The organism is Maribacter sp. IgM3_T14_3 (genome assembly GCF_049603095.1).
GTDB lineage: Bacteria > Bacteroidota > Bacteroidia > Flavobacteriales > Flavobacteriaceae > Maribacter.
Genome location: NZ_CP187138.1, coordinates 3,918,029 through 3,932,454 on the forward strand (window position 1 = coordinate 3,918,029; position 14,426 = coordinate 3,932,454).

Annotated in this window: 5 protein-coding genes; 3 read left to right on the top strand and 2 right to left on the bottom strand. The window is 38.1% G+C overall.

Annotation, left to right across the window (positions count from 1 at the left end; all coding sequences use genetic code 11):
* Window positions 1-8 precede the first annotated feature (8 nt).
* Together ACPF9A_RS17365 and ACPF9A_RS17370 are read left to right on the top strand one after the other, a co-directional pair.
* Window positions 9-2,387, top strand: a complete 2,379-nt coding sequence (locus ACPF9A_RS17365; RefSeq protein WP_423998860.1) for a GumC family protein — start codon at window positions 9-11, stop codon at window positions 2,385-2,387.
* Between the two features lie 186 nt (window positions 2,388-2,573).
* On the top strand, window positions 2,574-9,032 hold the full coding sequence (locus ACPF9A_RS17370; RefSeq protein ID WP_423998862.1) for a PKD domain-containing protein: 6,459 nt from the start codon (window positions 2,574-2,576) through the stop codon (window positions 9,030-9,032).
* A gap of 2 nt (window positions 9,033-9,034) precedes the next feature.
* On the opposite strand, the gene ACPF9A_RS17375 is transcribed toward ACPF9A_RS17370, so the two are convergent.
* Window positions 9,035-9,775 carry a tyrosine-protein phosphatase gene (locus ACPF9A_RS17375; RefSeq protein ID WP_423998864.1) on the bottom strand — a complete coding sequence of 247 codons (741 nt, stop codon included), beginning with the start codon at window positions 9,773-9,775 and terminating at the stop codon, window positions 9,035-9,037.
* A gap of 186 nt (window positions 9,776-9,961) precedes the next feature.
* Complete coding sequence (locus tag ACPF9A_RS17380; protein ID WP_423998866.1) at window positions 9,962-10,714, bottom strand: helical backbone metal receptor; 753 nt, start codon at window positions 10,712-10,714, stop codon at window positions 9,962-9,964.
* Window positions 10,715-11,036: 322 nt separating this feature from the next.
* Here ACPF9A_RS17380 and ACPF9A_RS17385 point away from each other — a divergent pair, with 322 nt between their 5' ends.
* Window positions 11,037-14,414, top strand: coding sequence for a methylmalonyl-CoA mutase family protein (locus ACPF9A_RS17385; protein ID WP_423998868.1), 3,378 nt, complete (start codon window positions 11,037-11,039; stop codon window positions 14,412-14,414).
* The last annotated feature ends 12 nt before the right edge of the window (window positions 14,415-14,426 follow it).

Sequence of the window (14,426 nt, forward strand, 5' to 3'; positions counted from 1 at the left end):
TAAATTTTATGGAAAAAAATAAAAGAATTTCTCTAGGAGATAGTTCTGATTTGTCCGATTTAGTTAAAGGATATTCTAAACATTGGAAATGGTTTTTAATATCAGCCTTATTCTTTTTGATGCTTGGGGTTATATATTTACGTTATGCTACCCCAAAGTATAAAGCTGCTGCTAAAATTCAGATTTTAGAAGATAAATCTTCTTCTTCTGAATTGTCTGTTTTTGCAGATTTAGACTTTTTAGGAAAGGGTCAAAATAATGTTGAGGATGAATTAGAAATTTTAGGATCTCGTTCAAATTTAGTAGAGGTTGTTGATAATCTAGACCTGAATATTGTTTTGGTTGAGTTGGGTAATGTTAAGAATACAGAAGTTTATGCCAATAAGCCATTTAAGGTTAACTTTCTAGCAAATGACTCCATTGTAAACAATTCTAAACTCGAGTTTTTTATAGAAATATCTAACGAAACTACATTTGGGTTTAGTTTGGATAGAGATACACCATCTAAAATTTATTCGTATGGTAAGAATATACCAACTAAACTAGGTGATATTGTAATTACGCCTAATTTGCCATTCTTTAATGATTATAAGGGTAGTCAGATCAGAGTATCAGTAAGTCCATTGTTTATGGTTGCTGAAGGGTATCAAGAAAAGATTGTAATGAATCCGGCAACGGAGTTTTCTAATATCTTAAATATTTCTCTAGAAGATGCAAATCAAGAAAAGGCAATAGATATTTTAAATAATTTGATTTACACCTATAACTCAAATGATATTATTGATAAAAAAGCGATTGCAGATAAAACATCTACTTTTATTAATGATAGAATTAAAGAGATTTCTGGAAATTTAACTTCAGTTGATCAAACTGCACAAGATTTTAAAACAGATAAAGGTGTTACAGATATTCAAGGTGAGGCTAATATAGCCTTGAATGTTGGAGCCGCAAATAGGCAGGAATTAGAAAATGCAAAATTGCAATTAAATATAGCCACTGGCATGAGGGATTATGTGTCTTCTGAAACCGGTTATGAGGTGCTACCTTCCAACGTTGGTCTTTCTGATGCTACTATTGCAAATACAACTGCTAAATATAATGAGTTGGTTCTAGAAAGAAATAGGCTATTGAAGAGTGCAGATGAAAAAAACCCAATGATTGTAAATTTAGACCAACAATTGGATGGTCTAAAGCAGAGTATGCAATCTAGTTTAAACGGTATGGAGCGCAATTTAGGTCTTCAGGTGAATAATTTGTCGAGTCAAATGTCTAGAATAAATTCTAAAATTTATTCAGCTCCAAAGAATGAACGAGAATTTCGTGATATCACTAGGCAACAGCAAACTACGGAATCACTTTATTTGTATTTGTTACAAAAGAGAGAAGAGTCGCAAATTACATTTGCATCCAGCTCCCCTAAATCTAAGGTTATTGATAGTGCATACCAAGTAGGTCATTCACCTGTCACTCCACAAAGACCAAAAGTTTATTTAGCGTTTGTTCTTATTGGATTGCTATTGCCGTTTTCGGTTATTTATGCAAATCAATTAATGGATAATAAGATTCATAATAAAGTTTCTCTTGAAAAATTAATTAATGAGGTTCCTATTTTAGCTGAACTTCCTAAAATGGGGAGAAATGAAGAGATGTTAATTAAAACTGATGATCGTTCTGTTTTAAGTGAATCATTAAGAATATTAAGAACGAACTTGGATTATTTGATAAAATCTAAAAGAGATAAAAAGAATAATATAATTTTTGTGACCTCTAGTGTACCAGGGGAAGGAAAAACATTTATTTCTTCTAACTTGTCGATGATATTTGCGAACACTAATAAAAAAGTTTTATTAATTGGTGGTGACGTTAGGAACCCTAAATTATATACCTACTTTGCTCAAAAAGATGTTGATAAAATAGGTGGTCGTTCTAGGGGAAATGTAGACTTGGGACTATCTGAATACCTTCATGATCCTAAAATAGAATCAAAGGATATTATCAATTCAATGTTAGTGCATTCTACTACATTTGATGTTATTTACTCAGGTAAAATTCCACCAAACCCGGCGGAGTTATTAATGAGTGATAGAATGGAAATATTACTTACGGAAATGTCTGAAAAGTATGATTATGTTATTGTAGATACTGCTCCAATTATGGTGGTTACAGATACAATGTTGATTACAGAACTTGCAGATCATATTATATATGTAACAAGAGCAGGAGTTACTGAAACTAAGGTTTTAGAATATCCTATAAATCTTTGGGATCAAGGTAAATTAAAAGGTTTGGCATTTGTGGTTAACGATGTTAAAGAGTCAAACTTAGGATATGGTGGTAAATATGGCTATGGCTATGGTAAATCAGTTAAAAAGTGGTGGAAGTTTTAGGTTCAATATGATTATCTAATCTATAATTAAGCTTTATTTTATAATTTATAAAATCCTCGTAGTTGTACTACGGGGATTTTTATGTTTATCGGGTAATGTTGTAGTTCATCGATATTTTATACTGAAAAAATACTTTAGTTAAATACTATGCTTTCTTTTGTAATTCCCCGATTATAAAAGATCATTATGTGTAAAATTAATTCGAATTGGGGACTATTCTCGACTACTTTTTTCTTCTTATTTTTAACATCCATTTCTTTTTCACAAACTATAGATCAAGATGGTGAATGGGGGGTACCCATCCTATTTGATATTGTACCTGTTGCCGTTGCAAACCTTCCGGATGGTCGATTGTTAACTTGGTCGTCTCAGTTTCCAAATACGTTTAAAGAAATAGGAGATGGGTATACATACACAGAACTTTTTGATCCAACTGGAAATGGAGGATTAGGATCTGCTTTAGGAATGACCTTAACAGATACTGATCACGATATGTTTTGCCCTGGTGTTAACAATCTTGCTGATGGTCGTATACTTTCAGCTGGTGGAACTACGAGCGAAAGAACCAGTATTTATGACCCAGTAACTAATGTTTGGACTCGTGCTTCGGATATGAACATTCCTCGTGGCTATCAAGGTAATGTTACACTTTCTAGTGGTGCCGTTTTTACCGTTGGTGGATCTTGGAGTGGTGGTGCCGGTAATAATGGAGGGAAGGGGGCAGAATTATGGTCACCTGAATCTGGATGGGTGAATTTACCAGGTATAACAGGTGAGAATATTTATACAGCAAACGATCTTAATCTTGAAAGTCAATTAAATCCTTTATATAGAGTTGATAATCATGTTTGGTTATGGCCTGCTCCGAATGGGAAACTCTTTCATGCGGGCCCAAGTGAAGAAATGCATTGGATTGATTTGGATGTACCTGGTGGAGCAATAACTTCTGCAGGATTGAGGTCTGATGACACGTATTCAATGAAAGGTACTACGGTTATGTTCGATATCGGCAAAATATTAAAAGTCGGTGGTGCTACATCTTACGGAGAAAGTTTTAATAGTACTACGCCTGCTAAGAATAATGCTTTTGTAATTGATATTAATGTTGATTATCCGCAAAACCCGACGATTATTAATGCAGGTTATTTATCAGAGAGTAGAACTATGCATAATAGTACTGTACTACCCAATGGACAGGTGTTAGTTACTGGCGGACTAGATAGAGGTGCTGTGTTTACAGATGTTGGAGCTCGTCATGTTGCGGAATTGTATACTCCTGCCACTGATGGAGGAGCTGGAATATGGGAAACGGTTGCGCAAATGCAAGAAGCCAGAACTTATCATAGTGTCGCCATTTTAATGACCGATGGACGTGTTTTTGTAGGAGGTGGTGGTCTTTGTGATAATCTTTTAAACGGTTGTAACAACCATTTTAGTGCTGAAATATATAGTCCACCATATTTGTTTAATTCATCTGGTAATTTAGCAACTAGACCTATTATTTCGGATGCGCCGAAATCAGCAGATTACAATTCAAATATTACGGTTACTGCAAGTACAGGAATTACTCAGTTTAGTCTTATTCGCTTTTCAGCTGCTACGCATAGTACAAATAACGAGCAAAGAAGAATTCCGGTGAATTTCACTGGTAACGGTACTTACAATATTGATATACCAAATCGTAATTTACTACCACCTGGTTACTATATGTTATTTGGAATTGATACTAATGGAGTGCCTAGTAAGGCAGCTACTATTAAAATAGGATCCGCGCTTCCTTTACAAATCATTAATGAGAATTTAATTGTAGACATAAAATTTGAAGACGGTAATGGCAGGAATGCTGTGGATAGTAGTATGTACCATAATGATGCAGCAATTATTGAGCATGATGATAGTGGAAATGGCATTACAAGTGGAAGCAATTATAACTGGACTTCGGGAATAATTGGTGGCGCTATAGAATTTAACGGTTTTGAACATAGTAGCAATGCACTCCTCGATATTCAAAGCTCTCCATCTTTACAAACATTAGATGAGCAAATTACAGTTATGGCTTGGGCCTATCGAAATTCAACAGGAGGTACTTCATCACCAATCACCGGAAAATTACCAAATGTTGGTATTTTTAGCCATGATTATGTAAGTACGCTTTTTTTTGGTTTTCATAATACGATGTACAAATGGGCTTTTGTTACTAATAATGGTCCGGTAGATCTTTATGCTGGTCGTACCCCAATGGATACTTGGGTACATATGGCGGCTACCTATGATGGAACTACTGCAAAGCTTTACGCCAATGGAAAATTAATTTCATGGAAAGAATTGAGTGGTAATATACCATTCAAAGATGATGGCAGTTTACAAAGTCATTTTACTTCTTCTGGTTTCTTTGATGAAAGAACAGCTGCTAACTTACCAACTTATGCCAATGGAAGTGGTATTACAGATGAAATCAACGGTAAAATAGATGAGCTTAAAGTCTTTAATAAAGTCCTTGGTGAATCTGAGATAAGGGAATATTACCAACAAGGAATCAATACCGGTAACCCCAATGTAGTTACCTGTGCCACGGAGATAATCACCACTCAATATAAAATTGGAATTAATGGAAATTGGCAAACAAAAAAATCATTAATTATTGAAGAGGGCAACGATGTTTATATAAGGGCTATTACTGCAGATAATCAATATTATATTACCACGCCACAAGAAAATGGACCTACATTTAATTCAGGAGGTAATACCGACTATGTTTATAAAATCGATACTGGCGTTCATGCAGGGGGTAATCCTAAAAGAAACAATGGTCTTGTCGATATTTCAAATCAAGGTCAGTTTGTAATGACTACTGCAAGTGGTTGTACAGCAGTTTTTGATCTTCAGGTAATTATCGTTGATGAAACTGATGGATGTTCAAATTATTTAAGAAACGATGCTTCGTTCCTCACGTTGCCCTTAGGTACAATTGTTGGTGGGGCAGATATGGTTGTTGGCACATCGACGGTTACCAATGGATCGGAGTGTGCCTTTGAGATATCGAATATTGACAACGGTCAGCCCTGGGGACGTTACCGAGTATCGCTAGACCTGAACGGACTTGGTATAGATGCTGGCGACGAGCTATCGATTTCTTTGGATGCAGAGGGGAGCACGGGCGTACCGAGAATAGAGATCAACCAGGACAACCGAGCGAACAGTGCGCTGTTGTCCCATACTTATGGTAGCGGTTGGAACACTTATAGCGGAACCATTACGGTACCTGCGAACCTGACCACGCTCGATATCTGGCTGTTTACGAACTATGCCTCGCAGTCGCCCGGGACGGTCTATTACGATAACCTATCTATTATAAATCTATCGGATGTAGTTACTAATAGTGGACCTATATCTCGACCTATGGCTTCCTCCATTACGGGGCCATTGCCCTTGACCGTCGACTTCAATGGTGGGGACTCGACCGATGATACGGGAATAGTTTCCTATAGTTGGGATTTTGGGGACGGAACCACGGGCACTGGCATACAGCCAACACATATTTATACATCTGTGGGAACTTTCAGTGCTGAGCTAACAGTAACAGACGATGATGGGCTAATGGCTACGGAAGAGATAATTATAACCGTAGAACCTATAACAGGTTCCCCGGTATCCTTATCATCGGGTACTCCATTGATCGGTACTATACCTTTGTCCGTCGATTTTACGGGAAGCGGTTCGAGCGACGATGTCGGTATTATCAGCTATGCCTGGGATTTTGGTGACGGCGGTACTTCTGCTGTGCCCGATCCACAATACGATTATATAAATGCAGGAAACTATACGGTTACTTTAACGGTAACGGACGATGACGGTAATTCGTCTGTCAGTACCCTTGATATTGAGGCTATCGATGGCAACGTACCTTTGGTATGTGCCGATCAATTGACGAATGATTCTGCAGCAATCACCTTGCCTTCCGGCACGCTAGTGGGCGGTTCCGATACGGTTGTTGGCACATCGACGGTTACCAATGGATCGGAGTGTGCCTTTGAGATATCGAATATTGACAACGGTCAGCCCTGGGGACGTTACCGAGTATCGCTAGACCTGAACGGACTTGGTATAGATGCTGGCGACGAGCTATCGATTTCTTTGGATGCAGAGGGGAGCACGGGCGTACCGAGAATAGAGATCAACCAGGACAACCGAGCGAACAGTGCGCTGTTGTCCCATACTTATGGTAGCGGTTGGAACACTTATAGCGGAACCATTACGGTACCTGCGAACCTGACCACGCTCGATATCTGGCTGTTTACGAACTATGCCTCGCAGTCGCCCGGGACGGTCTATTACGATAACCTATCTATTATAAATCTATCGGATGTAGTTACTAATAGTGGACCTATATCTCGACCTATGGCTTCCTCCATTACGGGGCCATTGCCCTTGACCGTCGACTTCAATGGTGGGGACTCGACCGATGATACGGGAATAGTTTCCTATAGTTGGGATTTTGGGGACGGAACCACGGGCACTGGCATACAGCCAACACATATTTATACATCTGTGGGAACTTTCAGTGCTGAGCTAACAGTAACAGACGATGATGGGCTAATGGCTACGGAAGAGATAATTATAACCGTAGAACCTATAACAGGTTCCCCGGTATCCTTATCATCGGGTACTCCATTGATCGGTACTATACCTTTGTCCGTCGATTTTACGGGAAGCGGTTCGAGCGACGATGTCGGTATTATCAGCTATGCCTGGGATTTTGGTGACGGCGGTACTTCTGCTGTGCCCGATCCACAATACGATTATATAAATGCAGGAAACTATACGGTTACTTTAACGGTAACGGACGATGACGGTAATTCGTCTGTCAGTACCCTTGATATTGAGGCTATCGATGGCAACGTACCTTTGGTATGTGCCGATCAATTGACGAATGATTCTGCAGCAATCACCTTGCCTTCCGGCACGCTAGTGGGCGGTTCCGATACGGTTGTTGGCACATCGACGGTTACCAATGGATCGGAGTGTGCCTTTGAGATATCGAATATTGACAACGGTCAGCCCTGGGGACGTTACCGAGTATCGCTAGACCTGAACGGACTTGGTATAGATGCTGGCGACGAGCTATCGATTTCTTTGGATGCAGAGGGGAGCACGGGCGTACCGAGAATAGAGATCAACCAGGACAACCGAGCGAACAGTGCGCTGTTGTCCCATACTTATGGTAGCGGTTGGAACACTTATAGCGGAACCATTACGGTACCTGCGAACCTGACCACGCTCGATATCTGGCTGTTTACGAACTATGCCTCGCAGTCGCCCGGGACGGTCTATTACGATAACCTATCTATTATAAATCTATCGGATGTAGTTACTAATAGTGGACCTATATCTCGACCTATGGCTTCCTCCATTACGGGGCCATTGCCCTTGACCGTCGACTTCAATGGTGGGGACTCGACCGATGATACGGGAATAGTTTCCTATAGTTGGGATTTTGGGGACGGAACCACGGGCACTGGCATACAGCCAACACATATTTATACATCTGTGGGAACTTTCAGTGCTGAGCTAACAGTAACAGACGATGATGGGCTAATGGCTACGGAAGAGATAATTATAACCGTAGAACCTATAACAGGTTCCCCGGTATCCTTATCATCGGGTACTCCATTGATCGGTACTATACCTTTGTCCGTCGATTTTACGGGAAGCGGTTCGAGCGACGATGTCGGTATTATCAGCTATGCCTGGGATTTTGGTGACGGCGGTACTTCTGCTGTGCCCGATCCACAATACGATTATATAAATGCAGGAAACTATACGGTTACTTTAACGGTAACGGACGATGACGGTAATTCGTCTGTCAGTACCCTTGATATTGAGGCTATCGATGGCAACGTACCTTTGGTATGTGCCGATCAATTGACGAATGATTCTGCAGCAATCACCTTGCCTTCCGGCACGCTAGTGGGCGGTTCCGATACGGTTGTTGGCACATCGACGGTTACCAATGGATCGGAGTGTGCCTTTGAGATATCGAATATTGACAACGGTCAGCCCTGGGGACGTTACCGAGTATCGCTAGACCTGAACGGACTTGGTATAGATGCTGGCGACGAGCTATCGATTTCTTTGGATGCAGAGGGGAGCACGGGCGTACCGAGAATAGAGATCAACCAGGACAACCGAGCGAACAGTGCGCTGTTGTCCCATACTTTCGGCAGTGGTTGGAACACTTATAGCGGAACCTTTACGGTACCTGCGAACCTGACCACGCTCGATATCTGGCTGTTTACGAACTATGCCTCGCAGAATGCGGGTACGGTATATTACGATAATCTAAGGCTTGAAAAGATAAATTCAGCAACTTCAAAAACTTTAATAAATACAAAGTCAATATCATTTGATTTATATCCAAATCCAAGTTTTGATATTGTTACATTAAATAATAAAGATGAAATTCAAATTAAGGAAATTCAATTTTATGATATTACTGGTAGATTGATCAGAACAGTTTTGCCAGATGGTCTGCAACCTAGTGTTGATATAATCATTAATTTGTATGATTTTACAGAAGGATTCTATATTGTAAACATATTAGATGTAACTGGTAATAGGTATCAGAAAGAACTTTTAATTAAGTAAGACTATTTAAAACTATAAATTGTCTTGGTGATAATTGGGAATAATAAATCTAATAAAGCGGTATTTACTGTAATCGTTTTTAATTGATTAAGGTGATTGATAGAATGTGTATCACTAGCAATGAAATCAACTAAGTTTTCTTTAATCAAATACGTTGCTACTTTATTTACATCTTTTCCATAATAGTTGCTTAACGAAAGCATGTTTAATTGAAAAAATACACCTTTATCTTTTATCTTATGTAATGATTTTAACTTATTGTGAAAATACGCATACCGCTCAGGATGCGCGAAAATTGGAAACAAGCCTGCGCTTTTTATTTTTTCAACTGAACTATCAAAATTTATAGAAGCCTGTAGGTATGACATTTCTATTAATAGATAGCTTTTTGCTATAGGCATAATATGCTTATCTACGAGGAGTTTTTCGAAGCCGGAATCAATCATGTGCTCTGCTGCTGCATTTATAGTGACATGCTCTAAATTACTCATTTTTAAAGCATTCTTAAGTAGCGATAGCGAGGTATTAATAGTTGTTGGGGTATTCGGATAGTAATTTTCCATAATATGCGGAGTACATATAAAATCTGTAACTCCGAATTCACCAAAACTTTTTATAAGTTCAATAGAATCTTCAACTGTTTTTGAGCCATCATCTATACCTGGTAAAATGTGATTGTGAATATCGATAAACCCGTCAAGATGATCTATTAAAAAATGTTTTTTAGAAAAAAAGCTGAACATAAATTAGGTTTTAATTTTCTGAGTATTGATTATACATCAAAGTTACTATTTATTACCATTATAAGTTTTTACGAAAGCTACAATGTGGAATGGCTTTAGTATTATTACTCTTATTATACGGTATCTTCAAGGTTGATAACTATAAAAGGGTTCTATTATTTTAGATGTATCCATTAAAAATATAGTTTAGGTATTTTTAGGTGCAATGTGTAATTGCCTTGAGCCGTACCAAGAAAAGAACTCTCCGTCGACTAATCTAACTTCTGTATTTTTTAGAAGACTCTTAATTGTTTTTAGGTGCTCGCTTTTAAACGGGTAGGGTTCAGATGATAACAATACCAAATCTGGTTCTGCATCACGTATCTCTTGTAACGTAATACTAGGGTAGCGATTTTGGTCTACAAACACGTTTATAAATCCACATCTGTTCAACATACCACTGATATAGGTATCGCCGCCAACGGTCATATACGGATCTTTCCAAATAAGATAGGCGACTTTTATTGATGGTCTTTTTGGTTTTAATGTATGATTTAGTTGCGTGACGATTTCCGAAGCTCGCTTGGAACTAGAAGTTATTTCACCAATTTGTTCTATCAGGCTAAGGCTGTCATCAAAGGTCTTAACGTCACTCAACCATACAGGAGCGGATTCACTCAAAAATTCGATTTGTTCTTTAATATTTTCCTCTTTATTAGCGAGAATTAAATCAGGTTTAAGTTGTAGAATCTTTTCTAACTTCAGGTTTTTCGTGCCGCCAATCATAGTTTTTGTGAGATATGGTTTATTCGGATGCACACAGAATTTGGTACAACCAACCACTTTATCTTCTAGACCTAAATCGAATAATAATTCTGTGATGGAAGGTACAACAGATACAATACGAGATGGAGTACCATCGATATGCACTTTTTTTCCTAATTGATCAATATAAATCATGAAAATAGCAGTAAAAAGAGTCGTAAATCTACCCTTTTTTTATTGGAAGTATGTAGTAAACAAAATGAATACTTGATCTCAAAAATATCAATTCGTCAAATTATAGATACATATTTATTAATCAATCAGATTTTAAGCTCAGAATTGAAGAAAATTGAAATAATGCTAATTAAATTCTTTATTTTCGTATCAGCCTAAAATTGTTGTTGCAACATCAATATTCATAAAAGTTGTAAAGTATTGAACGACGATTAATTGAAGCGTAATTGATTCATCACGTGGAAAAAAAAGAGGCTGCTAAAAATTTAATTGAGCATTTAAAATGAACGATATCACACAAACGCCTTATAAACCGCTACATAATATACGTATTGTTACCTCGGCCTCTCTTTTTGATGGTCACGATGCTGCTATAAATATTATGCGGAGAATTATACAATCTACGGGTTGCGAGGTTATTCACTTAGGTCATAACCGTTCTGTACAAGAAATTGTGGATTGTGCTATTCAAGAAGATGTGCAAGCAATTGCGATTACTTCATATCAAGGCGGACATGTAGAATACTTCAAGTATATGTATGATTTGTTGCAGGAAAGAGGAGCGTCGCAAATTAAATTGTTCGGTGGTGGTGGTGGAACTATTTTACCTGAAGAGATAGAGGAATTACATGCCTACGGTATTGAGAAAATATATTCTCCGGATGATGGTCGTGCCATGGGACTTCAGGGTATGATTAACGACTTGATTCAAAAAAGTGATTTTGCGATAGGAGAGCATCTTAATGTAGAATTAAATCATTCGGAAGAACTTAGTTATGCCGATATTGCAAGATTGATTTCTGCTGCAGAGAACTTTCCTGAAAAACATGAAGAGGTTTTAAATACCATCAGAAAAAAGGTTGAAACGAAAAAAGTAGCTCCCGTATTAGGTATTACAGGAACAGGAGGCTCTGGTAAATCATCGTTAGCAGATGAATTAGTGCGCCGTTTTCTTGTTGATTTTGAGGATAAAAAGATTGCAGTAATTTCAGTAGACCCTTCTAAACGTAAAACGGGTGGAGCATTATTGGGGGATCGTATTAGAATGAATGCCATTTTTAATGATAGGGTATACATGCGTTCTTTGGCTACACGCCAGTCAAATTTAGCCTTATCAAAATACGTGAAAGATGCCGTAAATATTACCAAAGCTGCTGGTTTCGATCTAATTATTTTAGAAACCTCAGGTATTGGTCAGTCCGACACTGAAATCACCGAGCATTCAGATGTGTCTTTATATGTTATGACTCCGGAATACGGTGCGGCAACGCAGCTTGAAAAAATTGATATGCTCGATTTTGCAGATTTAATTGCGTTAAACAAGTTTGACAAAAGAGGGGCTTTAGATGCCTTACGAGATGTGAAAAAACAATACCAACGTAATCATCAGTTATGGCATACTCCGGCACAAGAACTTCCCGCTTATGGCACTATTGCATCCCAGTTTAATGATCCGGGCATGAATCAATTGTACAGGGCGGTGATTGATACTTTGGTAGCTAAAACAGATGCTAAGGACTTAACATCGACCTTTGAAAGTTCTAGGGAAATGTCTGAGAAGATTTACATCATTCCGCCAAAAAGAACAAGATACCTTTCTGAAATAACAGATACTATTCGTGATTATAATGAAAGGACGGAACATCAGAAATCGGTTGCCCAAAAACTATTCAGTCTTAAAGAATCTTCTGAAATATTAAAAGATAAAGAAGATGTCTTAAAAGCTATTGAAGACGCGAAACAAGAATTGCAATTAGACCTTGATCCGCATAATAAAAAAATAATTGATGAGTGGAATGAGAAGAAGGCAAATTATGAAGGAGATTTTTTCACCTATATAGTTAGAGGTAAAGAGGTGAAGGTAGAAACAACGACCAAATCTTTATCGCAGACACAAATACCAAAAGTAATTTTACCTAAGTACGAAGGTTGGGGAGATATATTAAAGTGGTCACTACAGGAAAACGTACCAGGAGAATTTCCTTTTACGGCAGGTGTATTTCCTTTTAAAAGGCAAGGGGAAGACCCTACCAGAATGTTCGCTGGTGAGGGCGGACCAGAAAGAACAAATAAGCGTTTTCATTATGTTTCTAAAGGATTACCGGCAGCTCGCTTATCTACTGCTTTTGATTCGGTAACTTTATACGGTGAAGACCCAGGTGATCGACCAGATATTTACGGAAAAATTGGTAATTCCGGAGTTAGTATTTGCTGTTTAGACGATGCCAAAAAATTATATTCCGGATTCGATTTATGTGCGCCGACTACTTCAGTTTCAATGACGATAAATGGTCCTGCAGCGACTATTGCCGCATTTTTTATGAACGCCGCCATCGATCAGCAATGTGAGAAGTATATTAAGTCAAACGGATTAGAAGCTGAAGTCAATAAAAAAATTGATGCCATCTATAAGAAGTTGGGAGCTAAGCGCCCAACCTATGCTGGTGAGTTGCCAGAAGGTAACGATGGTCTTGGTTTATTTCTGTTAGGGGTAACTGGCGACCAGGTTTTAAATGCAGATGTATATGCTGAACTAAAGGCAGATGCATTGTCGAAAGTAAGAGGTACGGTACAGGCCGATATTTTAAAAGAAGATCAAGCACAGAATACCTGTATTTTTTCTACGGAATTTTCATTGCGTTTAATGGGTGATGTACAACAGTATTTTATAGATCAGAAAGTCCGTAATTTTTATTCGGTCTCCATTTCTGGTTATCATATTGCCGAAGCAGGGGCGAACCCAATTAGTCAATTAGCATTTACACTAGCTAATGGCTTTACTTTTGTAGAATATTATCTTTCTAGAGGTATGCATATTGATGAGTTTGCACCTAATCTTTCTTTTTTCTTTAGTAACGGTCTTGACCCAGAATATGCTGTAATTGGTAGGGTGGCAAGAAGAATTTGGGCAAAAGCTATGAAGTTGAAGTATAACGGGAATGAACGTTCTCAAAAGCTGAAGTATCATATTCAAACTTCAGGTCGCTCTTTACATGCCCAAGAGATAGATTTCAATGATATTAGAACAACTTTGCAAGCACTTTATGCCATCTATGATAATTGTAATTCTTTGCATACCAATGCGTATGACGAGGCAATTACTACACCTACAGAACACTCGGTTAGAAGGGCAATGGCAATACAATTGATAATCAATAAAGAGCTAGGGTTGGCTAGAAATGAGAATCCGTTGCAGGGGTCTTTTATTACCGAAGAGTTGACCGATTTAGTTGAAGAAGCTGTTATGGTAGAGTTTGATAGAATCACCGATCGTGGCGGAGTGCTTGGAGCAATGGAAAGTATGTACCAACGTAGCAAAATTCAAGAAGAGAGTTTGTATTATGAAACAAAGAAGCATACTGGTGAGTTACCAATTATAGGAGTAAATACCTTTTTGTCTTCTAAAGGTTCGCCTACTGTGATACCAGATGAAGTTATTCGTGCAACCGAAGATGAAAAGAAAAAACAGATATTTAATCTGGAAGATTTACAGAAAAGAAATGCAGCTACAGCAGAAGAATCTTTAAAATCCTTACAAGATATTGCTTTGAATAATGAGAATACTTTTGAGCAATTAATGGAAACAACTAAATATTGTTCATTAGGTCAAATTACACACGCCATGTTTGAAGTAGGAGGGCAGTATCGTAGAAATATGTAGTTGTTTTTTTAG

Excerpts from the sequence above, each read along its gene's own strand:
- ACPF9A_RS17380 (WP_423998866.1), bottom strand. The coding sequence starts at position 10,714 with ATGATTTATATTGATCAATTAGGAAAAAAAGTGCATATCGATGGTACT.
- ACPF9A_RS17365 (WP_423998860.1), top strand. The coding sequence starts at position 9 with ATGGAAAAAAATAAAAGAATTTCTCTAGGAGATAGTTCTGATTTGTCC.
- ACPF9A_RS17375 (WP_423998864.1), bottom strand. The coding sequence starts at position 9,775 with ATGTTCAGCTTTTTTTCTAAAAAACATTTTTTAATAGATCATCTTGAC.
- ACPF9A_RS17370 (WP_423998862.1), top strand. The coding sequence starts at position 2,574 with ATGTGTAAAATTAATTCGAATTGGGGACTATTCTCGACTACTTTTTTC.
- ACPF9A_RS17385 (WP_423998868.1), top strand. The coding sequence starts at position 11,037 with ATGAACGATATCACACAAACGCCTTATAAACCGCTACATAATATACGT.